Source organism: Bacillus sp. 2CMS4F, from assembly GCF_023161785.1.
GTDB classification, from domain to species: Bacteria; Bacillota; Bacilli; order Bacillales; family Bacillaceae; genus Bacillus; species Bacillus halotolerans.
This window is the reverse complement of sequence record NZ_JALNTO010000003.1, coordinates 12,017-34,313: the sequence shown is the minus strand read 5'-3', so window position 1 is coordinate 34,313 and position 22,297 is coordinate 12,017. Positions and strand designations below refer to the sequence as shown.

General features: G+C 47.1%; 24 protein-coding genes. 15 read left to right on the top strand and 9 right to left on the bottom strand.

From position 1 onward, the window contains the following. Positions 1 to 21: 21 nt before the first annotated feature. The 4 genes from MTN95_RS07005 to MTN95_RS06990 all read right to left on the bottom strand — a co-directional run bounded on the left by MTN95_RS07005 (position 22) and on the right by MTN95_RS06990 (position 3,553). A complete protein-coding gene (locus MTN95_RS07005) occupies positions 22 to 1,440 on the bottom strand; it encodes an MDR family MFS transporter (RefSeq protein WP_248337496.1) in 1,419 nt (472 codons plus the stop codon). 18 nt (positions 1,441 to 1,458) lie between these two features. After that, positions 1,459 to 2,337 (bottom strand): TetR/AcrR family transcriptional regulator, encoded by an 879-nt coding sequence (locus MTN95_RS07000; RefSeq protein WP_105955205.1) that lies wholly within the window; start codon positions 2,335 to 2,337, stop codon positions 1,459 to 1,461. A gap of 162 nt (positions 2,338 to 2,499) precedes the next feature. Beyond that, a complete protein-coding gene (locus MTN95_RS06995) occupies positions 2,500 to 3,249 on the bottom strand; it encodes an NADPH-dependent oxidoreductase (protein WP_202853236.1) in 750 nt (249 codons plus the stop codon). A 16-nt stretch (positions 3,250 to 3,265) separates the two neighbouring features. Next, the gene (locus MTN95_RS06990; RefSeq protein WP_024120223.1) at positions 3,266 to 3,553 is read right to left on the bottom strand and encodes a putative quinol monooxygenase; all 288 of its coding nucleotides are present in this window, start codon (positions 3,551 to 3,553) and stop codon (positions 3,266 to 3,268) included. 140 nt (positions 3,554 to 3,693) lie between these two features. Between MTN95_RS06990 and MTN95_RS06985 the strand changes: the two genes are divergently transcribed. Then, the gene (locus MTN95_RS06985; RefSeq protein WP_024120224.1) at positions 3,694 to 4,008 is read left to right on the top strand and encodes an ArsR/SmtB family transcription factor; all 315 of its coding nucleotides are present in this window, start codon (positions 3,694 to 3,696) and stop codon (positions 4,006 to 4,008) included. A 1-nt stretch (position 4,009) separates the two neighbouring features. On the opposite strand, the gene gabR is transcribed toward MTN95_RS06985, so the two are convergent. Beyond that, the gene (gene gabR, locus MTN95_RS06980) at positions 4,010 to 5,449 is read right to left on the bottom strand and encodes a MocR-like transcriptional regulator GabR (RefSeq protein ID WP_248337494.1); all 1,440 of its coding nucleotides are present in this window, start codon (positions 5,447 to 5,449) and stop codon (positions 4,010 to 4,012) included. A gap of 105 nt (positions 5,450 to 5,554) precedes the next feature. On the opposite strand from gabR, the gene gabT reads away from it, so the two are divergent. The 4 genes from gabT (at position 5,555) to gdh (ending at position 10,120) form a co-directional block, all read left to right on the top strand. Continuing rightward, complete coding sequence (gene gabT / locus MTN95_RS06975; protein ID WP_248337492.1) at positions 5,555 to 6,868, top strand: 4-aminobutyrate--2-oxoglutarate transaminase; 1,314 nt, start codon at positions 5,555 to 5,557, stop codon at positions 6,866 to 6,868. A gap of 70 nt (positions 6,869 to 6,938) precedes the next feature. After that, positions 6,939 to 8,327: a succinate-semialdehyde dehydrogenase gene (gene gabD / locus MTN95_RS06970; protein WP_248337490.1), complete on the top strand. Its 1,389-nt coding sequence runs from the start codon at positions 6,939 to 6,941 to the stop codon at positions 8,325 to 8,327. 125 nt (positions 8,328 to 8,452) lie between these two features. After that, positions 8,453 to 9,316 carry a glucose uptake protein GlcU gene (glcU, locus tag MTN95_RS06965; protein ID WP_024120228.1) on the top strand — a complete coding sequence of 288 codons (864 nt, stop codon included), beginning with the start codon at positions 8,453 to 8,455 and terminating at the stop codon, positions 9,314 to 9,316. 18 nt (positions 9,317 to 9,334) lie between these two features. Further along, a complete protein-coding gene (gdh, locus tag MTN95_RS06960; RefSeq protein WP_105991496.1) occupies positions 9,335 to 10,120 on the top strand; it encodes a glucose 1-dehydrogenase in 786 nt (261 codons plus the stop codon). A 42-nt stretch (positions 10,121 to 10,162) separates the two neighbouring features. Here the strand turns inward: gdh and MTN95_RS06955 are convergent, their stop codons facing one another. The 3 genes from MTN95_RS06955 to cutR are packed head-to-tail and all read right to left on the bottom strand — an operon-like array spanning position 10,163 to position 13,029. Next, positions 10,163 to 10,783, bottom strand: a complete 621-nt coding sequence (locus MTN95_RS06955) for a YcnI family copper-binding membrane protein (protein WP_248337488.1) — start codon at positions 10,781 to 10,783, stop codon at positions 10,163 to 10,165. Positions 10,784 to 10,796: 13 nt separating this feature from the next. After that, the gene (locus MTN95_RS06950) at positions 10,797 to 12,422 is read right to left on the bottom strand and encodes a copper resistance CopC/CopD family protein (protein WP_248337486.1); all 1,626 of its coding nucleotides are present in this window, start codon (positions 12,420 to 12,422) and stop codon (positions 10,797 to 10,799) included. Between the two features lie 34 nt (positions 12,423 to 12,456). Then, a complete protein-coding gene (gene cutR / locus MTN95_RS06945; protein ID WP_227598998.1) occupies positions 12,457 to 13,029 on the bottom strand; it encodes a copper uptake transcriptional regulator CutR in 573 nt (190 codons plus the stop codon). Between the two features lie 162 nt (positions 13,030 to 13,191). Between cutR and MTN95_RS06940 the strand changes: the two genes are divergently transcribed. The 7 genes from MTN95_RS06940 (at position 13,192) to MTN95_RS06910 (ending at position 19,004) form a co-directional block, all read left to right on the top strand. Further along, positions 13,192 to 13,545, top strand: coding sequence for a hypothetical protein (locus tag MTN95_RS06940; RefSeq protein ID WP_105955197.1), 354 nt, complete (start codon positions 13,192 to 13,194; stop codon positions 13,543 to 13,545). Positions 13,546 to 13,712: 167 nt separating this feature from the next. After that, the gene (locus MTN95_RS06935; protein WP_024120234.1) at positions 13,713 to 15,146 is read left to right on the top strand and encodes a PTS mannitol transporter subunit IIBC; all 1,434 of its coding nucleotides are present in this window, start codon (positions 13,713 to 13,715) and stop codon (positions 15,144 to 15,146) included. Positions 15,147 to 15,170: 24 nt separating this feature from the next. Beyond that, a complete protein-coding gene (locus MTN95_RS06930) occupies positions 15,171 to 15,602 on the top strand; it encodes a PTS mannitol transporter subunit IIA (RefSeq protein WP_059291950.1) in 432 nt (143 codons plus the stop codon). 1 nt (position 15,603) lies between these two features. After that, positions 15,604 to 16,725: a mannitol-1-phosphate 5-dehydrogenase gene (locus MTN95_RS06925; RefSeq protein ID WP_248337484.1), complete on the top strand. Its 1,122-nt coding sequence runs from the start codon at positions 15,604 to 15,606 to the stop codon at positions 16,723 to 16,725. A gap of 88 nt (positions 16,726 to 16,813) precedes the next feature. Then, the gene (locus MTN95_RS06920) at positions 16,814 to 17,878 is read left to right on the top strand and encodes a tartrate dehydrogenase (RefSeq protein WP_248337482.1); all 1,065 of its coding nucleotides are present in this window, start codon (positions 16,814 to 16,816) and stop codon (positions 17,876 to 17,878) included. A gap of 124 nt (positions 17,879 to 18,002) precedes the next feature. Then, on the top strand, positions 18,003 to 18,563 hold the full coding sequence (gene sipU, locus MTN95_RS06915; protein ID WP_105991492.1) for a signal peptidase I sipU: 561 nt from the start codon (positions 18,003 to 18,005) through the stop codon (positions 18,561 to 18,563). A gap of 48 nt (positions 18,564 to 18,611) precedes the next feature. Beyond that, positions 18,612 to 19,004 (top strand): 3-hydroxyacyl-ACP dehydratase FabZ family protein, encoded by a 393-nt coding sequence (locus MTN95_RS06910; RefSeq protein ID WP_024120239.1) that lies wholly within the window; start codon positions 18,612 to 18,614, stop codon positions 19,002 to 19,004. A gap of 35 nt (positions 19,005 to 19,039) precedes the next feature. On the opposite strand, the gene MTN95_RS06905 is transcribed toward MTN95_RS06910, so the two are convergent. Beyond that, the gene (locus MTN95_RS06905; protein WP_024120240.1) at positions 19,040 to 19,204 is read right to left on the bottom strand and encodes a hypothetical protein; all 165 of its coding nucleotides are present in this window, start codon (positions 19,202 to 19,204) and stop codon (positions 19,040 to 19,042) included. A 132-nt stretch (positions 19,205 to 19,336) separates the two neighbouring features. Between MTN95_RS06905 and MTN95_RS06900 the strand changes: the two genes are divergently transcribed. The 3 genes from MTN95_RS06900 (at position 19,337) to MTN95_RS06890 (ending at position 22,292) form a co-directional block, all read left to right on the top strand. Next, the gene (locus MTN95_RS06900; RefSeq protein WP_024120241.1) at positions 19,337 to 20,086 is read left to right on the top strand and encodes a Cof-type HAD-IIB family hydrolase; all 750 of its coding nucleotides are present in this window, start codon (positions 19,337 to 19,339) and stop codon (positions 20,084 to 20,086) included. A 205-nt stretch (positions 20,087 to 20,291) separates the two neighbouring features. After that, a complete protein-coding gene (gene pxpA, locus MTN95_RS06895) occupies positions 20,292 to 21,059 on the top strand; it encodes a 5-oxoprolinase subunit PpxA (protein ID WP_105991491.1) in 768 nt (255 codons plus the stop codon). An 18-nt stretch (positions 21,060 to 21,077) separates the two neighbouring features. Continuing rightward, a complete protein-coding gene (locus MTN95_RS06890) occupies positions 21,078 to 22,292 on the top strand; it encodes an NRAMP family divalent metal transporter (RefSeq protein ID WP_095714098.1) in 1,215 nt (404 codons plus the stop codon). The last annotated feature ends 5 nt before the right edge of the window (positions 22,293 to 22,297 follow it).

The window sequence follows — 22,297 nt, the reverse complement described above, 5'->3', positions numbered from 1 at the left end:
CGGGGCTCTTTTTTTATAGGATCAGCGTGCCGGCTGCTGTTCGGCAGGGCGCTGAGGTTTCTTTAATGTAAAGGATAGAAGTAAGCCGGCAAGCGCGATGCAGGCTGCCACGATAAAAGCGGCGTTCATGCCGTGCAGAGCGGCGTGTTTTACATTTGCGGTTCCTGCATGTGCTGCCTGGTTGCTCATCACGGATACCAGGAGAGCAGTTCCGATGGAGCCGCCGACTTGGCGAACCGTATTGTTCATCGCTGTTCCGTGCGGAATCAGGTGGCGCGGCAGCGCATTGATTCCGGCTGTTGTCACCGGCATCATAATCATCGCTGTCCCTAAGAGACGAACGGTATATAAAACGACAATCCAAGCCAGTGACGTATGGTCAGTCAGCTGCATAAACGGAAGTGACGTCAGGAAGATGATACAGAAACCTGCAATCGCCAGGCCTCTTCCGCCGACACGGTCAAAAATTCTTCCGATAATCGGTGACATGAAGCCCATCACAATGGCTCCCGGCAGAAGCATAAGCCCTGTATCAAAGGCTGTGACGTCTCTGACGTTTTGTGTATACAGCGGCAGAATTGTTTCTGTACCAATTAATAATGCAAAGACAAGGGTTCCCAGCAGGGTTGTTAAGCTGAAGATACCAAACGTAAATACGCGGAATTCCAGCATCGGTTTTTCAAGCTTCATCTGTCTTGTAATAAATAAGAGCAGCGCGATCACGCCCACTAGCAGTGAAATCAGAACCGTTGAGCTGGTCCATCCGTAAGAGCCGACGCTTGAGAAGCCATAGAGCAGCCCGCCAAATCCAAATGTCGACAGGATAACTGATAAAATATCAATCTGTGTTTTTCTTAATGTCGTCACGTTTTTCATAAGAATGATAGCGAGAAGCAAATCGATCACGGCAAACGGAAGAATGATATAAAACAATGATCTCCATGAGAAAGCTTCTACTGCCCATCCTGAAAGAGTCGGTCCGATCGCAGGCGCGAAGGAGATGACCAATCCGACCATACCCATAGCCTGGCCGCGCTTTTCAATCGGAAAGATCGTTAAAAATACTGTCTGCATGAGCGGCATCATAATGCCGGCTCCGGCTGCCTGAATGATACGGGCCGCCAGCAGAACCGGAAAGTTCGGGGCAAACGTGCCGACGATTGTTCCGGCAGTGAAAATACTCATCGCCGTAATGAGAAGCGTACGGCTCGTGAATTTTTCAATTAAAAACGCAGTAATCGGAATTAAAATACCGTTCGTTAACATAAATGAAGTCGTCAGCCATTGGGCTTGGTTTGCATCTATATGAAAATCCCTCATGATATGGGGGAGAGCGGTAATTAACAGTGTCTGGTTCAAAATGGCGACAAACGCCCCGGCTAACAAAATGCCGACAATGACAGAACGGTTAAACGGTTTTTTTTCAATACTTGTGTTCAATAAGATCCCTTCTTTTCTTTAAGTAATTAACAGTGTTTTTAACATAGAAATTTGCTGTGTTAAAACACCGGTTTGTTCCAGATAGCCAATCAGTGATTTCAGTAAAAAGGCGCGGGGCGCTTCCTTTTTTGCTTCCTCTTCCAGCATGGCTGCAGCGGATGTCAGCTCATCGATATCATAATCCGCGGCGGGCAGGGAAGAGATGCCTTTATGTAATTCTTTCAGGCTTTCTGATAACAGGAGTGATTTATCCTTTGGCTGGTAGGAGGACGCCGATTGGATATAAAGCTCGATGGTCTCAGGCGGAAGCAGGGACTGCCGTGTTTCTCTGTTTTTGACAATCTGATTGAGGGTGCTGATGATAAACGCTGCGATCGGGTCAAGCTCAAGCGGTTTTTCCTCTATTTTGATCAGCATTAAAAACTCACGCATCATGCCGTGAAGAATGATCACCAAATCCCATACAAACGGGAGAATGGTTTCTCCATAGGCCTGAATCAGCGAATCCCGGTGCCAGCAGATAATCGTCGATCTGGTCTGATGGATATGCTGTTTTACACGGTCATTGTGCAGCTTGGGGTTTCCGTAGGTCAGCATATTAAAAAACTGCTGATTCCGCCTGAATCCTTCCAGCTCCATTTTGACCTTTTGAATCAAACGCTCCTCCGGTGTCAGCGCGGTATTTTCCTGCAGTCTTGATGCCGCGGCCACCATTTGCTTCTGGTTAAACGTCAGCAGCTCCAAAAGCAAATCTTCCTTCGATTGAAACAGCTTATATATCGAAGCTTTTGATATCTTACATTCTTCTGCGATTGCCTGCATGGAAACCGACGTAAAATCCTTTTCAGAAAAAAGCTTCCGCGCGGCTAACAAGATTTCTGTTTTTTTATCAAGCATCTCATGGCTTCCTTCTTTCTTGAACAATAGAAAACCCATTGGTTCACAGAAAACCAATGAGTAACATTGATAAAATTTTACCAAATAAACAAAATGAAAGTCAATGGATTTTATCCGGACAATAAAAGGGGCCTGCCGGAATTCCGACAGGCCGGGTGAGGCTTATTTTTCAACTTTAAATCCTTGTGTTTCGAGCATTTCACGAATATGCGGATAGTACAGGCGCTCATAGTATGAGGCGATGCCTTGTGACCAGTTTCGTGTTTCTTTTCCGTTGGTCCGGTTTTTCATGTATTCGGACATTTGTTCATCATATGACTGAATATGTGATGTCAGCTCGTCCTGCTGCAGATACGTTTCTTTGTGATAAACCGCTGCCTTTGGAAGACGAGGTTTTTTCGCTGAACGATCAGCAGGATGGCCGATGACAAGACCCGATACAGGGAACACGTATTTCGGAAGCTGAAGCAGCTCGATCAGTTCATTTGGATTTCCGCGAACCGCGCCGATCGGAACAGTGCCAAGTCCGAGTGATTCAGCCGCTGCCGTCGCTGTGCCAAGTGCGATGCCGGCATCTACAGCGCCGACAAGAACGGATTCTAGCCCGTTTGTGATTTCCATGTTGAAGTCATGCAGATCTTCAAGCGCAATTTTTGCACGGTTGAAGTCTGCGCAGAAAAGCAAGAAAACCGGAGCTTGGTCAATCCAAGGCTGTCCGCCTGCCAGTTCGGAGATTTTCTTTTTGCGCTCTTTATCCTGAATCGCGATGACGGTTACTTGCTGCCCGTTGATAGAAGAAGGGGCTGATTGCACCGCTTGTATAATGTGGTCCAGCTGCTCTTCTGACACCGGCTCGTCCGTATAGCTGCGGATGGAGCGGTGATCTGTTAATGATTTGATTACTTCGTTCATGTGAGACATCCTTTCCTTACTCGCTGAGCTCTGTGCGTACAACATCAAGAGGAGCGCTCAGCAATTCTTTGCCTTTTGCCACAAATCCTTGGAAATGGTCTGTTTCATTATGAAATTTCATAGCGGCTTCATCTTTCCATTTTTCAAGCATGACAAATGTATTTTCTTCGCCTACTTTTTCAAAAAGGTCGTATTGGGCGTTGCCTTCCTCGGCTCTTGAATGTTGAACCAGGGATTGTGCCTCACTCAAGAATTCTTCACGTTTTTCGGGTTTTACTTTGATATAAGCTTGTAATACGATCATGTAAATCTCCTCCGTTTGTCTTTAAAATTTATTGTTCGAATTTGATCGAACTAAATGTACCATGTAATCAAAATCAGGTAAAGGAAAAACCCTCAAATAGTAAAATTGTCATTCTAATTGTTGTGTGATACATTTGTGTCATGAACATTCCAAACCATCCAGAAACAGAAACATTGCAGCTGACAAAGGTTCTTCACGCACTGAGTGATCCGCTTCGTTTAGAGCTGGTGAAGCAATTGGCCGAAGCAAAAGAGAAAACGTGCAGCACCTGTGCTGATGTACAGGTTGCAAAGTCGACCTTGTCCCACCATTTTAAAGTATTAAGAGAATCGGGCATCGCTCAAGTACGCATAGAAGGAAAGCGCCGTTATTATTCGCTTCGCACAGAAGATCTTGAAAGGGCATTTCCGGGCCTGCTTGAAGCAGTGCTGAACGTGGACCAGGAGCGCTGGTAAATCAATCCCCTGAACCGGGGATTTTTTTATGTCCATAAACAGCGCGGCGAAGTCTTTGCACACCTTCCTGAATGTCCTCTTCCCTCAGCCGTGCAAAGCCGATAATAAGCGCGGGCTTGTCCGGCTGCGGACGGCTTTCTTTTAAGCGAAACCGGCTCATCCCAAAGATTTCAAGCTGCTGGGCGGCGGCATGCGCGAGGATCTCTTGTTCTGTGCGGCAGGTGTAAAATTCAGTGACGAAATGCAGTCCCGCATTTGCCCCTTTTACCGTAATCTCCCCTCCAAACTCTGATTCTAATGCACTGATGAGGCGTTCTCTCTTTTCTTTATAATGCTGCTTCATTTTTTTTATATGCTTCTGATATTCTCCGGACTCGATAAATTCCTGCAGGGCGAGCTGGGTGAGCGACGAGCAGGTCTGCAGGTCATAGCCCCGCTTTTTGTATACCCGTAACAGCTTCGGCGGCAGAACCATGTAGCTGACCCGCAATCCGGGGAGAAGTGATTTTGAAAAGGTGCCCATATAGATGACGTTTTGAAAGCGGTCGAGGCTTTGGAGCGCCGGGATACTGTCTACATCATATTTAAATTCGCTGTCATAATCATCCTCAATAATATAGCGGCTCGGCTGCTCCGCTGCCCAGTTCAGCAGCTGAATTCTCCGGGACACAGGCATAATTGTTCCGGCCGGGAATTGATGCGAAGGGGTAGTGATTAATACATCAGGCTTCTGTCTGATGATTTCAGAAATGGAGATCCCTTTTTCATCAAGCATAATCGTCTTCACCTGTTTTCCGGCATGTTGCAAAAGCTGGTACATTCGCCTGTAACCAGGCTCCTCCATCGCATACACCGCATCCTGGGGCAAAAGCTCAGTCAGCAGCTGCATCAGCACCTGGGTGCCCGCCCCGATGACGATTTGTTCCGGCCGGCATTTCACGCCCCGCGTCAGAGAGATGAGCCTTGTAATGGCGGCTCTTACCTCATATATGCCTTGCGGATGAGACATGTCGCCGAGCGTGCGGTATGAGCGGGCAGCCGCTTTTTGCTCACAGCGAAACCAGCTTTTCATTGGAAAATGATCTGTATCGGCACTCATATGTGAAAAAGATATCCAATCGCTTTGATCGATATGAACCTCTTTCAGATCCTCCGGCAGTGAAGATGAGGGCTGTTCCTCAGAGGAGAATGTGTCCAGCTGTTCCACGAAAAAACCCTTTCTTTCTTCAGCGTACAAATACCCTTCGGCGAGCAGCTGCTGATAGGCTGAATTCACAGAGTTTACGCTGACCTTCAGCTTTTCAGCCAGCTCTCGTTTGGAGGGAACCTTCGAGTGGGGCAGCAGATTCCGGCTGAGGATTTCGTTTTTCAGCTTTTGATAAATCTGCTGATAGATATAATCCGCTTTTTCTGAGCGATCGAGAGTGATTGTGATGTCCATTGCGGTTTCTCCTTCTGGTACCATCAAAAAGTTATAATTGGTACTTTTCATCATACCAAAAAGAAGTCAGAATGGTAAGAAAATAATGACAGTGGGGGAATTTACATGAGTCAAACTACGGCATCAACTTTCACTACAGCAGAGTGGCAGCAAAAACGGGACCGATTTGTCTCAAAAGGTGTGAGCAACGGAAACCGCAGCCTGGCGGTAAAAGGAGAGGGAGCAGAGCTGTATGATTTGGACGGCCGGAGATTTATTGATTTTGCAGGCGCTATTGGAACTTTAAACGTCGGACACTCGCATCCGAAGGTGGTAGAAGCTGTGAAGCGGCAGGCGGAGGAGCTGATCCATCCGGGCTTTAACGTCATGATGTATCCGTCTTATATTGAATTAGCTGAAAAGCTTTGCGGCATTGCGCCGGGCACTCATGAGAAAAAAGCGATTTTCCTCAATTCCGGAGCGGAAGCGGTGGAAAACGCTGTGAAAATTGCCAGAAAGTATACCAAGCGCCAAGGCGTTGTCTCGTTTACACGCGGGTTCCACGGACGCACGAATATGACAATGAGCATGACAAGCAAGGTGAAGCCGTACAAATTCGGTTTCGGGCCATTTGCATCAGAGGTATACCAGGCGCCGTTTCCGTATTATTATCAGAAGCCTGCCGAACTGAGTGATGATGCATATGACGATATGGTCATTCAAGCGTTCAATGACTTCTTTATCGCAGCAGTTGCTCCTGAAACGGTAGCGTGTGTTGTGATGGAGCCGGTGCAGGGAGAAGGCGGATTCATTATTCCTTCTAAACGGTTTGTGCAGCACGTCGCTTCCTTCTGTAAAGAACACGGCATCGTCTTTGTAGCCGATGAAATTCAAACCGGATTTGCCAGAACGGGCACTTATTTCGCGATCGAGCACTTTGATGTCGTGCCAGACCTGATCACGGTTTCGAAATCTCTTGCGGCCGGGCTGCCGTTAAGCGGTGTGATCGGACGCGCGGAAATGCTTGATGCGGCGGCGCCCGGAGAGCTCGGCGGCACGTATGCGGGAAGTCCGCTTGGGTGCGCGGCGGCATTGGCTGTTTTGGACATTATTGAAGAAGAAGGCCTGAATGAACGTTCTGAGGAAATCGGCAGGATCATTGAAGAAAAAGCGCTTGAATGGAAAACAGAATACCCGTTTATCGGTGACATTCGCAGACTTGGGGCGATGGCAGCAATCGAGATCGTCAAAGACCCTGAAACACGTGAACCTGATAAAGCGAAAGCGGCAGCCATCGCAGCGTACGCGAATCAAAACGGATTGCTGCTGCTGACAGCCGGAATCAACGGTAACATCATCCGCTTCCTGACGCCGCTGGTTATTTCAGATGACCTTCTGAATGAAGGGCTCCACATTGTGGAAGCAGGTCTGCGAGCTTAATCATTGGAAAGACCGCACACGGGTCTGCTATCATTTTAAGTAAATCCAAGAATAGAAAGGAATGTTCAATATGCCAGATCAATTAACGGTCTACAACCCGGCTACAGGCGAGGCGATCAAAACGATTCCTCAGCAATCAGCCAAAGAAGTAGAAGAAGCCATTGAACGTTCACATCAAGCGTTTACATCATGGTCTAAAACATCAGCGAACGAAAGAGCGTCTCTTTTGAAAAAGTGGTATGAGCTAATCGTTGAACATAAAGAAGAACTTGCAGATTTAATTACGAAGGAAAACGGAAAACCGTACCAGGAAGCTGTCGGAGAGGTGCTGTACGGCGCCGGTTATATCGAATGGTTCGCAGAGGAAGCGAAGCGTGTATACGGAAGAACCGTTCCGGCTCCGACAACCGGAAAACGAATTGTCGTGACGCGCCAGGCAGTCGGCCCAGTTGCCGCGATTACGCCTTGGAATTTTCCAAATGCGATGATTACACGTAAAGCGGCGCCTGCTCTTGCTGCCGGCTGTACGTTTATTATCAAGCCGGCGCCTGATACACCGCTGTCAGCCTATGAACTTGCACGCCTCGCATACGAAGCAGGTATTCCAAAAGACGTGCTTCAGGTTGTCATCGGTGATGGCGAGGAGATCGGAAACGTTTTTACAAGCAGTCCGAAAATCCGCAAAATCACCTTTACAGGATCAACACCTGTAGGGAAAATCCTGATGAAAAACAGCGCTGATACTGTGAAACACGTATCCATGGAGCTCGGCGGACATGCCCCGCTGATTGTGGATGAAGATGCAAACATTAATCTTGCTGTTGAACAGGCAATGGTGTCTAAATACCGAAACGCGGGTCAGACTTGCGTATGCGCCAACCGGCTCATCGTCCATGAATCCATCAAAGATGAATTTGCTGCGAAACTGAGCGAGCAAGTATCGAAGCTGAAGGTAGGAAACGGACTTGAGGAAGGCGTAAACGTCGGTCCGATTATCAACAAAAGGGGCTTTGAAAAAATCGTCAGCCAAATTGATGATGCGGTTGAAAAAGGAGCGAAGGTTGTCGCTGGGGGCACTTATGAACGAAACGATGATAAAGGCTGCTACTTTGTCAATCCGACAGTGCTCGCTGACGTCGATACGTCCATGAATATCATGCACGAGGAAACATTCGGCCCTGTTGCGCCAATCGTCACTTTTACAGATATTGATGAAGCAATTGAGCTTGCCAACGATACACCGTACGGCTTGGCTGCTTATTTCTTCACAGAAAATTACCGCCGCGGCATTTATATTTCCGAGAACCTTGAGTACGGAATTATCGGCTGGAATGACGGAGGACCGTCCGCGGTTCAAGCTCCTTTCGGCGGAATGAAAGAAAGCGGAATCGGCCGTGAAGGCGGTTCAGAAGGTATCGAACCATACCTTGAAACAAAATATATGTCCATCGGTTTATAAACGAAACGATATGCTCCTGAAGAGCTGCCGGAAGATCCGGCAGCTCTTTTTTTGTTTCAGCGAATAAACACATCAATTCCAGCCAAAATAACAGCAAATACATTTTGAAAGAAGGTTCCCCAACAATGGATTTATTTTTGGCTCTTCTCCCGGCTTTGTTTTGGGGGAGCATTGTTCTCTTCAATGTTAAATTAGGCGGCGGGCCGTACAGCCAAACACTGGGAACGACGATCGGGGCGTTAATTGTTTCTATCGTTATTTATTTGTTTGTCCAACCCGTCTTGTCCATGCGCATTTTTATCGTTGGAATTATATCCGGCTTATTTTGGTCACTTGGGCAGAGCAACCAGCTCAAAAGCATTCAGTTAATGGGTGTGTCCAAAACGATGCCGATTTCCACAGGGATGCAGCTTGTTTCCACCTCACTGTTCGGCGTCATTGTTTTCCGAGAGTGGTCAACACCGATTTCGATTACACTTGGAGTCCTCGCTCTTATCTTTATTATTGTCGGTATCGTTCTCACGTCATTAGAAGATAAGAAAGACAAAAAAGATGGAGAGCCGAGCAACTTAAAAAAGGGCATTTTAATCCTTCTGGTCTCGACATTGGGTTATTTGATTTATGTCGTTGTCGCAAGATTATTTAATGTATCTGGATGGTCCGCCCTGTTGCCGCAGGCGATCGGGATGGTCATTGGAGGGGTCATTTTAACCTATAAGCACAAGCCCTTTAATAAGTATGCCATCCGAAATATTCTCCCGGGCTTAATCTGGGCAGGGGGAAATATGTTTTTGTTTATTTCTCAGCCGAAAGTCGGCGTTGCCACAAGCTTTTCTCTCTCTCAAATGGGAATTGTCATCTCGACGCTTGGCGGTATTTTCATCCTGCGTGAAAAGAAATCAAAACGCCAGCTGATTGCGATTGCGATCGGGATTGCACTGATTATTGCGGCTGCCGTATTTTTAGGGATCGCCAAAACGAATTCATAACAGTTAAGGAGGATGAATATGTATCCGGATTTAAAAGGAAAAGTCGTCGCTATCACAGGAGCTGCTTCAGGATTAGGAAAGGCAATGGCCATTCGCTTCGGCAAGGAGCAGGCGAAAGTGGTCATCAACTATTACAGTAATAAACAGGATCCAAACGAGGTAAAAGAAGAGGTCATCAAGGCGGGCGGTGAAGCCATTGTCGTCCAAGGAGACGTAACGAAAGAGGAAGATGTGAAAAACATCGTTCAAACAGCGATTAAAGAGTTCGGCACACTCGATATTATGATTAATAATGCCGGTCTTGAAAATCCCGTGCCGTCTCATGAAATGCCGCTCAAGGATTGGGAAAAAGTCATCAGCACGAACTTAACGGGCGCCTTTTTAGGAAGCCGTGAAGCGATTAAATATTTTGTTGAAAACAATATAAAAGGAAATGTCATTAATATGTCGAGCGTACATGAAGTGATTCCGTGGCCATTATTTGTTCACTATGCGGCAAGTAAAGGCGGAATCAAGCTGATGACAGAAACATTGGCGCTGGAATATGCGCCGAAAGGCATTCGTGTCAACAATATCGGGCCAGGCGCGATCAACACGCCAATCAATGCTGAAAAATTTGCTGATCCTAAGCAGAGAGCAGATGTAGAAAGCATGATTCCGATGGGATATATCGGTGAACCGGAGGAAATTGCGGCAGTGGCAGCCTGGCTTGCTTCGAAGGAAGCCAGCTACGTCACAGGCATTACGTTATTCGCGGACGGCGGTATGACACAATACCCTTCCTTCCAGGCAGGACGCGGATAAATCAAAAAAAGCGACCCAGAACTCATCTGGATCGCTTTTTGTTTAGTCGCGCTTTTTCTTTACAAGAGCTGCAACAGATAAAATAATGGCTGCCGCAGACAGCACAATCGCTGTGATATCAAGAGCCGATGAACCTGAGTCTGCAGAAGCAGAATCATCTTTCGTTTGAGTGGCGCCATGCTCATCTGTTACTTCTTTGGCTGCGGTGATTTTTGTAATGGCATGAGGCGTATCCGCATCTTCATCGCCTGTCCATTCAACAATGCTGCCGTCTCTGTAATATTGATAGGCATCCCAAGCGGCTTCCTCCGCTTTATCAGGGTTTTTGGCAACAAAGGTAAACTGCTGGAACTGGCCTTCCTGAATGCCTCCGTCAGTGGCTTCCCACGTCACGGACACTGATTTGTCGTCGTGTTTGGCAGTAGACACCTTCCACCCCGGAACCGGTTCGTATTGCTGGAACTCAACATTCTTTGGCATTTTTAAAACAACCTTTGTTGTCGGCTGGTTTTTTTCGGAAGGAACCTTCATTGTGTAGGTCTCCCATGAGCCTGCGGCGGATTCAGCCGGTTTTACAGACACGTGCGCGCTGGCAGGCGCCGTAAAGAATAAAAGAGAGCCGATAACAGCTGGACATAGTGTGAATAGGATTTTTTTCAACAACTCAAACACTCCTTTAATTTGTCTTTGTAAACATGATATTGATTTCGTTAAAGTCGCCGGTCAGTCCGTGGACTTTGATCTTCCAGTTTCCCTTTTCATTAATGGACAGGTTTTCAGTCTGGAAGATGCCATCTGTTTTTTCCTTCAATTGAAACGTGCTTTTGTTTTTATTGCCTGACAGTCCCGTTTTATAAACGGTCAAGGTGATTTGCTGAATGTTTTTTACTGGGTCTCCGCTATGATCGGTAACCCTGAGTTCAAACTCGTTTTTGCCGGGCTGGTTCGGGCTGATACTGAGAGAAACACTTTGCCCGTTTTCAATCGCTTTGGTTTGATAAAACGGTTCCGGTGCAGGCTCAGGCGGACTTGGCAGACTTGTAAATATGGCAGCTGTGATCAGGACAGCGATGCCGATTGCCCATTCCGCTTTTAGCGTGCGGGTGATTTTGGACCCCTGCCGTTTTCTGATGAGCAGAAAATGAATACCGCCCAGAATCAGCATCAAAACAAACAGTCCGCTTTTGACTAACAAGGCTTGGCCATACGCCGTATGGAACAGTGAATCCATTGACCGAATGATGAAAAATCCATTGAGCAAGCCCGAGAACAAAATGACACCGACTGCTGTGAGCGCCCATGGAGAGAACCGTTTCACCGTCTCCCAAGCAAGCGTTTTGTCCGGCTGTCTCCACTCCTGTGACAGCAGTAAAACGATAGTTGCTATTCCGCCGATCCAGATGGAGGCGGCCGATAAATGAAGGAAATCCATCAGGATACCGACTGTCTTTTCTTCAACAACAGCGGCATGTCCGGTAAACGCTTTGGCAAGCAGGAGACCGAAAAAGAAAATAAGCGGCGCCGTCCAATAGGCGAAGGACGCAAAACGCTTTTTGCGTAACACTGGGATGGCAGACAGGACAAGCAGTACATACAGCACGGCCTGAATCATCCAAATTGTGCCTCCCGCGGTTTCAAACAGCGTCTCCTTCATGTACCCCGGCTGAAAGGCATTGCCCCAGCCGCCGCCTGCATTCGCTTTTGTCTGTATCGGAAGCTGAAGCAGGAGCGCCAGCCCCAGCACAGTGACTGAGATGACAAGCATACGCTTCGTCCGTTTGGCGAATTTTTTTCCGTCCCCTTTATACCAGAAGAGATGGAAGAAAACGGTCCCGATAAACAGAGAAAAGGCTGTATACAGAATGGCGCGGTCTGCTGCTGTTCCCGGATTCAGGGCTGAGCCTGATGTTTTCTGGCTGCTGGACCCTCCATCCGCTTTTCCGATGCTGAACGGGATGACGCCGGAAACAGGGTGCCCGTCTGCCGAAACGGCATTCCATTCCGCTCTGTACACGTCATGAGGCAGATTTTTTTTCAGCTTCACGGTCATGATGTGATTGTTGTCTTTTTTGATTTCTGTTTTGTCCGTATCCACCCGGTCGCCGTCTGAATTATAGACTTTAATGTAGTGAAAGCCCTCTTCAACCGGTTCATTAAATTCAATTTCCACCTCTGCGGGAGCGCTTTTTAATTCACTGTTTTCTCCGGGCGAAGATTTGACAATATAGGCGTGAGCAAAGCTTGTTTTCGGCAGGAAAACAAGAAAAAGCAGAAGTATGATCCACCATCTGTTTCGTTGCATTACTCAGACACCACCTTCCGCTAATTATATTGTGTTATTTCTTGGTGCAGGTGCAGCGCTTTTTTCTGTCCCTCAGCATGTCTTCCAGCGCTTGATCGAAGGTGCGGACGGCTCCGCCAAAGCCTTTTTGAAAACGTTCAGCATGGTCAAGAGTCGCAAACGGTATGGCCTGCGGCTGGCAGCAGTGCAGATTTAATTCAGCGTTTACAACAAAATAAGCCGAAGCGGCACTGACCGTAGTTTGTAACAGAAAGTCTTTGCAAATCAAATGAGAAACCTCTTCCGTTTTATCTGCATACCGCAAAAACGCGCAATGTGCGCAGCACAGCTGTTCAATGTCTTGTGTCACCGTGATCAGCTGGACCGAATAAGCGTGATTGGCCGGCTTTAGGCAATAGCTGCACGTGTGATCAGCCTGAAGCGCACGGGCTGGGAGCGTGATGCCGCCGGCCGTTTTTATCACCTGGTTTGATTGGACAAGCTGATTGACATCTCTGTATACTGTCATTTCTGACACACCGAACCGTTGACTGATATCAGAAATTCTGAGCGCGCCTTCTTTTTTCAGCCACTCAAGTATGTGCTGCTGTCTATTAATCGGAAGCATTCATACATCCCCTTCATTAAGATCTTCTTAAGCGTAGAGGATTTCAAAGACCGAGACAAGTATGCTGATGATAAAAAATGTGAAAATGTGTTGAACAGTAACAAAACGAAACAGAATGGTCTCTGGTATAATGGACATATGAATGGAGAGTGAAAATACCATATGAAAGAAACAGTATGCCCGAACTGCGGCAAACCTTTGACAGGCGACATGGTCAGATCGTCAAATGTCCCGTGCCAATTTCGCTGCGGACACTGCCGGGAACGGCTTTACGAATATAAAGTATCAGCTCCGATTATGATTGTGTCTTTGGCACTCATTGTGCTGCTTATTTATCTTTTGATGCTCCTTCGCAATGCGGCAGGCTCAATGGTTCCGGCCGTTCAGCATGTGCCGATGGCTGTTTTTGCGCTTGTGTGCGCCTATCCTGTATTTATTGTGAGTGAACGGATGATCGCGAAGTATGTGATTCAAAACGGCAAGATTATTTATAGAGGAAAGAGAAAAGGCTCCTAAAACAGGAGCCTTTTTATTTTTAAAAAATTGTCACACCCATGTGCCAAAGTCCTCTTTACTTTCAATTGTGCACACACTGTAAGCGTTTTAATATAGAGTCAAAGGGAAGCATCATTCTCTGACATTATCATTCTTTTAGCGACAAACAAAACAGGGAGGGTTTATATATGCAGCAAGAACAGCAGCAAGGCGGCATGAAAGTGAAAGTTCAGCGCTTTGGCAGTTATTTGAGTGGAATGATCATGCCGAATATCGGCGCGTTTATCGCGTGGGGCATCATTACCGCTTTGTTTATTCCGGCGGGATGGTTTCCGAATGAGCAGCTGAATACGCTGGTCAGCCCGATGATTACGTATTTACTGCCGCTTTTGATAGCGTATACAGGCGGAAAAATGATTTACGACCACCGCGGCGGAGTCGTCGGTGCGACGGCGGCAATCGGGGTAATTGTCGGGTCGGATATTCCGATGTTTCTAGGCGCGATGATAATGGGGCCGCTGGGCGGATATCTCATTAAGCAAACTGATAAATTATTCAAGGACAAAGTAAAGCAAGGCTTTGAGATGCTGATTAACAATTTTACGGCAGGAATTGTCGGCGCGGCTTTAACGATTCTCGCGTTTTATGCGATCGGCCCAGTCGTTCTGACGTTAAATAAATTACTGGCAGCCGGTGTAGAGGTCATTGTACACGCTAACTTGCTGCCTGTTGCAAGCGTTTTCGTGGAACCGGCGAAGGTCTTGTTCCTAAATAACGCGATCAACCACGGTATCTTAAGCCCGATTGGAATCGAGCAGGCAGCCAATACTGGAAAGTCAATTCTGTTTTTAGTAGAAGCAAACCCTGGACCGGGGCTTGGCATTTTGCTCGCGTATATGTTCTTTGGAAAAGGATCTTCAAAATCAACGGCTCCTGGAGCAGCAATCATTCATTTCTTCGGGGGGATTCACGAAATTTACTTCCCGTACATTTTAATGAAGCCGGCATTGATTCTGGCAGCGATTGCAGGCGGAGCAAGCGGACTCCTAACGTTCTCTATCTTTAACGCGGGTCTAGTTGCAGCATCGTCACCAGGCAGCATTATCGCATTGATGGCCATGACGCCAAGAGGCGGATACTTCGGCGTGCTGGCAGGCGTATTGGTCGCTGCAGCCGTTTCGTTCATCGTATCAGCTGTGATCCTGAAATCTTCAAAAGCAAGCGAAGAAGACCTCGCAGCGGCAACAGAAAAAATGCAGTCCATGAAGGGGAAGAAAAGCCAAGCTGCCGCTGCTTTAGAGGCAGAACAAGCAAAAGCGGAGGAAGCGTCTGAACTGTCTCCTGAAAGCGTCAATAAAATTATTTTCGCATGTGACGCCGGAATGGGCTCGAGCGCGATGGGGGCTTCAATTTTAAGAAACAAAGTCAAAAAAGCTGACCTGGATATCAGCGTGACCAACACGGCGATTAACAATCTGCCGAGCGATGCGGATATTGTCATTACCCACAAAGACTTAACAGATCGAGCAAAGGCAAAGCTGCCAAATGCGACGCACATATCAGTGGAGAACTTCTTAAACAGTCCGAAATATGACGAGCTTATTGAAAAGCTAAAAAAGTAATCTCATAGAAAGAGAGTGATACTCATGCAAGTACTCGCAAAAGAAAACATCAAACTCAATCAAACGGTTGCAACAAAAGAAGAAGCGATCAGATTGGCGGGCCAAACGCTGATTGACAACGGCTACGTGACAGACGATTATATTGAAAAAATGTTTGAACGGGAAGAAACATCTTCTACCTTTATGGGGAATTTTATTGCCATCCCCCACGGCACAGAAGATGCCAAAAGCGAAGTGCTTCACTCAGGGATTTCAATCATTCAAATTCCTGGCGGAGTAGAGTATGGAGAAGGAAACACAGCCAAAGTCGTATTCGGCATTGCCGGAAAAAATAACGAGCATTTAGACATTTTGTCTAACATCGCCATCATCTGCTCAGAAGAAGAAAACATTGAACGCCTGATTTCTGCGAAAAGCGAAGAAGATTTGATCGCGATTTTCAACGAGGTGAACTAGCATGATTGCCTTACATTTCGGTGCGGGAAATATCGGGAGGGGCTTTATCGGTGCGCTGCTTCACCACTCCGGCTATGAAGTGGTGTTTGCGGATGTAAATGACACGATGGTCGGCCGCCTTAATGATAAACGGGCATACACTGTTGAACTCGCAGAAGAAGGACGTTCGTCAGAGGTGATCGGCCCGGTCAGCGCCATCAACAGCGGCAGCCAGCCGGAGGAGCTGTATCGGCTGATCAATGAGGCGGCGCTCATCACGACGGCTGTCGGCCCGAATGTATTGAAGCTGATTGCCCCGTCTATCGCAGAAGGCTTAAGACGAAGAAGCTCTGCTGACACACTGAATATCATTGCCTGTGAAAATATGATTGGCGGAAGCAGTTTCTTAAAAAAAGAAGTATACAGCCACTTAACAGAGGCGGAACAGGAGGCTGTCGGCAACACTGTCGGATTCCCGAATTCCGCGGTTGACCGGATCGTGCCGATTCAGCATCATGAAGATCCGCTCAAAGTGTCGGTTGAGCCGTTCTTTGAATGGGTCATCGACGAATCAGGCTTTATAGGGGAAACACCGGCAATAAAAGGCGCGCTGTTTGTTGATGATTTAACGCCGTATATCGAACGAAAGCTGTTTACCGTTAATACCGGCCATGCTGTAACGGCCTATGTCGGCTATCAGCGCGGATTAAAAACGATAAAAGAAGCGATCGATCATCCGGAAATCCGCCGTGTTGTTCACTCAGCGCTGCTTGAAACCGGTGATTATCTCATCAAAACGTATCATTTTAAGCAATCAGAACACGAGCAATATATTAAAAAAATCATCGGCCGCTTTGAAAATGAATTCATCACCGACGATGTGACCCGTGTGGCGAGATCGCCGCTCAGAAAGCTTGGAGAAAATGACAGGCTTGTAGGTCCGGCGAAGAAAATCAAAGAGCCGAATGCGCTGGCTGAAGGCATTGCTGCGGCGCTGCGATTCGACTTTGCCGGTGATCCGGAAGCGGTCGAACTGCAAGCGCTGATCGCGGAAAAAGGATACAGCGGAGTGCTTCAGGAGGTGTGCGGTATTCCGTCTCATGAACCGCTGCATGCCATCATTTTAAAAAAACTGAATCAATAACCGGACCCGTGACTATACGTCACGGGCTTTTTTTACCATCTCGCAATCTAGTATAATAGAAAACGCTTACGATAACAGGGGGAGGAGAATGGCGATGAAACAATTCGAGATTGCGGCAATACCGGGAGACGGAGTAGGAAAAGAAGTTGTAGCCGCTGCTGAGAAAGTGCTTCACACAGCAGCTGAGGTTCACGGAGGGTTGTCATTCTCATTTACGTCATTTCCATGGAGCTGTGACTATTACATGGAGCACGGCGAAATGATGCCTGAGAACGGAATACATACGCTTACTCAATTTGAAGCGGTTTTCTTGGGAGCGGTCGGAAATCCGAAACTGGTTCCCGACCATATTTCCTTATGGGGGCTGCTGCTGAAGATCCGGAGAGAGCTTGAGCTTTCTATTAATATGAGACCGGCCAAACAAATGGCCGGCATCACGTCGCCGCTGCGGCATCCGAACGATTTTGATCTAGTGGTGATTCGCGAGAACAGTGAAGGTGAATACAGTGAAGTCGGCGGACGCATTCACAGGGGTGACGATGAAATCGCCATCCAAAATGCCGTGTTTACGAGAAAAGCAACAGAACGTGTCATGCGTTTTGCCTTCGAATTGGCGAAAAAACGGAGCGGCCATGTGACAAGTGCGACAAAATCTAATGGCATTTATCACGCGATGCCGTTTTGGGATGAAGTCTTTCAGCAGACTGCGGCTGATTACAGCGAGATTGAAACGTCATCCCAGCATATTGATGCGTTGGCCGCTTTTTTTGTGACACGTCCGGAAACGTTTGATGTCATTGTGGCGAGCAACCTGTTCGGTGATATTTTAACCGACATCAGCTCGAGCCTGATGGGAAGCATTGGCATTGCGCCGTCTGCGAACATTAACCCGTCCGGCAAGTACCCATCCATGTTCGAACCGGTTCATGGCTCAGCTCCGGATATTGCCGGCAAAGGTCTTGCCAACCCAATCGGCCAGATTTGGACAGCGAAGCTGATGCTTGACCATTTTGGAGAGGAAGAACTGGGGGCAAAGATCCTCAATGTGATGGAGCGAGTCACGGCTGACGGCATTAAAACACGCGACATTGGCGGACAAAGCACGACGGCTGAGGTTACTGACGAAATTTGTGTGCGTATAAGAAACTTATAAACATGCAGGCCGGGACGAATGGTTGCCCCGGCCGTTTACAAAAATTTCAACAGATCACTAACCAAGAAGATCCAAATGCTGTATAATGACATGGAATTCTTAGGAAAGTATCAGGTGGAAGAAGTTGAACGCAAAAACGATCACATTAAAGAAAAAATTAAAAACCAAATGGATTGTACTCAGTACTGCATGTATTCTAGCTTTCATTTTCATGATCAGAATGGCGTTTTATATGCCCTATCTCGTTGAAGGTTCATCAATGGCTCCGACGCTAAAAGACTCAGAACGAATGTTGGTTGACAAAGCAGCCAAATATACAGGCGGGTTTCATAGAGGCGACATCATCGTGATTCATGACGAAAAGAGCGGCCGTTCATTTATAAAACGGTTAATCGGTTTGCCTGGCGACTCAATTATCATGAAGGATGATCAGCTATACATAAACGGTAAGAAAGTCGACGAACCGTATCTAAAGGAACATAAACAAGAAATGCAGGCGTCAGGGGAAAATCTCACGAGTGATTTTGAAGCTGATGTTCCTGCCGGCAAATATTTTGTAATGGGAGATAACCGTCTCAATTCGGTGGACAGCAGAAACGGAATGGGGATGCCTTCTGATGAAGATATCATTGGTACGGAGTCTCTTGTCTTTTATCCGTTCAGTGAGATAAGAGTAGCAAAATGAATACATACGCAAAAAAGAGATAATGCTTGAAAGAAAGGGTGGAGAATGATGAAACCATATATGCTGCCTCACCGCTACCCATTTTTATTGATTGACGGCGTGACGGAAAGTGAGCCCGGCAAGCATGCGGCTGCTTATAAGCTGGTCAGTGAGAACGACTGGTTTATCACTGACACGCAAACGGAAATGCCGTTTTCACTTGTGATTGAAGCACTTGCGCAAACCGCGGCTTTTACAGGAATTACAGATGAGAACAGCTTGGGCTTATTGTCTTCCGTGAAGAAAGCGGAAAAGCTGGGCGCGGCCATACCCGGTGACCGGCTTGATCTTACGTTTGAAGTCACGCGCAACCGGCGCGGGTTTGTGTTTGGACATGCCAAGGCGTCAGTGGGCGGGCAGCCTGTTGCTGAAGCTGAAATCGGCATCTATATTGAAAAATGAAAAAAACCCTTCACTACGATTTGTGAGGGGTTCTATTATTTCGTATCGTAATCCCGTTCGCTTTGTGAGTCATCTCGTTGCTGCCGCTTTTGTTTTTCATCATTCATGTTTTCCTTCAGCTCTTCATTCGGTATCGGATCGGTCAAGTCATTATGTTCGGGGTTTTCATTTGGGCGGTTCTGCTGTTTTCTTTCTTTCATGTTTTTATCACCTCACCATTTGTTTTCCTCTAATGTCTCCACTTGAAACATGTGAAATGGCTGTTTTGTTCCGCTGGGTATAATGTATTAGAATAGAATCAGAACAACTAAAAGATAAAGAGAGGTACATATATGTCTGTTCAAAGAGAAGATGTGAATATCAAGCTGATTGCTATTGATATGGACGGAACACTGCTGAATGACGAGCAGCTGATTTCAGACGAAAACCGCAACGCGATTCGTGAGGCGGAGGATAAAGGCGTTTACGTGGTCATCAGTACGGGCCGGACGCTGATGACGTGCCGGGAGCTGGCTGAGTCGCTGAAGCTGTCGTCTTTTTTAATCACGGCTAACGGAAGTGAAATCTGGGATTCGAATTTTAATTTAGTGGAACGCAAGCTGCTCCACACGGATCACATCAAAATGATGTGGGATTTGCGGAATAAGCACAACACTAATTTCTGGGCTTCAACTGTTAACAAAGTGTGGAGAGGCGAGTTCCCGGAAAACATCACTGATCATGAATGGCTCAAATTCGGATTTGACATAGAGGATGACGACATCCGAAACGAAGTGCTGGCAGAGCTCAGAAAAAATAAAGAGCTCGAAATCACAAACTCAAGCCCGACAAACATCGAGGTCAACGCGCTCGGCATCAACAAAGCCGCAGCCCTTGCGAAGGTTTCTGAAAAACTCGGCTTTACGATGGAAAATGTCATGGCGATGGGCGACAGCCTGAATGATATCGCGATGATCAAAGAAGCCGGGCTGGGCGTAGCGATGGGCAATGCTCAAGACGTCGTGAAGGAAACGGCTGATTGGATCACTGATACAAATATAGAAGATGGCGTCGCTAAAGCGATACGCCATTGGGTACTATAAGAAAAGAGTCCTGAGATAAGGACTCTTTTCTTTTTTTATCAGGGAGATTTTCTTCTAGGACCATGGTAGGTTTTCTAACAAAGTTATTTCACAAACTGATATGATTGAATATAATGAAATAAAGTTCAAAAATTCGGAATAGTCGTTCCGAATTTCGGAACAATAAAATACATAAAGCAATCGTTTGCTTGGCAGGAGGGATTCTGTGTTTCAAGTTGATTTAAATTGTGATTTAGGGGAAAGCTTCGGAGCCTATACGATAGGTCTTGATCAAGATATTTTAGCGTTTGTCACTTCAGCGAATGTCGCATGCGGATTTCATGCAGGGGATCCAAGTGTCATGCGGAAAACAGTTGCCCTTGCTGCTGAAAAAGGCGTGAAAATCGGCGCTCACCCGGGACTACCGGATTTGCTCGGCTTCGGCCGCCGAAATATAGCGATTTCTCCAGAGGAAGCATATGATCTTGTGGTTTATCAAATTGGCGCCTTGTCAGGGTTTTTAAAAGCGGAAGGACTTCACATGCAGCACGTCAAGCCGCACGGCGCTTTGTACAATATGGCCGCAGTCGATCAGAAGCTATCGGACGCCATTGCAAAAGCTGTCTACAAGGTCGATCCAGGACTGATTCTTTTCGGCCTTGCTGAGAGCGAGCTTGTAAAAGCAGGAGAACGGATCGGGCTTCAAACAGCAAGTGAAGTGTTCGCCGACAGAACATACCAAGCGGACGGCACACTGACACCGCGTTCTCAGCCTGATGCGCTGATTGAAAGCGACGATGCCGCTGTCAGCCAGGTGATCAAAATGGTAAAAGAGGGAGCGGTCAAATCCCAGCAAGGGCATGATGTGTCCTTAAAAGCAGATACGGTTTGCATTCACGGAGACGGTGCCCATGCGCTGACGTTTGCGCAAAAAATACGAAAAGAGCTTAAAGCGGCCGGAATCGAAGTGACTGCTATTTCAGCGCAGAAGTAATCAGAAGGAGGAAAATAGATGGAGCAGCAGAAAAAAACAGCAGGGAAAAAAACGGGCAGCTGGTCATTGCTGATGGGGGCCGCCTTCTTAATGGCGACATCAGCAATCGGCCCGGGATTCCTGACACAAACCGCAACATTCACAAACACACTCGCAGCAAGCTTCGGTTTTGTTATTTTAATTTCTATTATTTTGGATATCTTCGCTCAAACCAACGTATGGCGCATCATTGCGGTCTCAGGAAAAAGGGGTCAGGAGATTGCGAATATGGTGCTTCCCGGACTGGGATATTTTATCGCAATTCTCGTCGTGCTTGGCGGACTTGCCTTTAATATCGGGAATATCGGAGGGGCTGGGCTCGGACTTCAAGTCTTGTTCGGCATTACACCAGAAACAGGCGCCTTAATCAGCGCCGTCATCGCCATTCTGATTTTTGTCATTAAGGAAGCAGGAAAAGCGATGGACCGTTTTACGCAAATCGCGGGTTTTGTCATGATTATTTTAACTGTCTTTGTTGCGGTCACCACAGCGCCGCCGGTCGGACAGGCTGTGGCTAACACGTTTGTCCCTGAACATATCAGTATATTTGCAATTGTCACATTAGTTGGCGGAACCGTCGGGGGATATATCACATTTGCCGGCGGACATCGTTTGCTTGATGCAGGGATTAAAGGCAAGGAATCCATCCCCCAGGTGACAAAAAGCTCAGTTATCGGCATTTTAATTACATCCATCATGCGGATCGCCCTTTTCTTAGCTGTGCTCGGCGTTGTTTCAAAAGGCCTGCACATTGACGAAAGCAACCCGGCGGCCTCTGTGTTCCAGCTGGCAGCGGGAAATGTCGGTTATAAAATCTTCGGATTGATCATGTGGTCAGCGGCCATTACGTCTGTTATCGGGGCCGCTTATACATCTGTTTCATTTTTTAAAACCTTTTCTCCAAAAATTGAAAAGAATTCACGCGGCATTATTATCGGATTTATTGTCGTTTCTACATTAGCTTTCGTCACTATCGGCCAGCCGGCGAAAATTCTTGTGCTTGTCGGATCTCTGAACGGTTTGATTCTGCCGATTGCGCTTGGAACGCTGCTTATTGCCGCATATAAGAAAAACATTGTCGGTGATTATAAGCATCCGCTTTGGCTGACAGGCTCAGGTGCACTGGTTGTCATCGTCATGGCGATTATGGGCGTCTACACGTTATTTACACAACTTCCTCAATTGTGGAGCTGATAAGA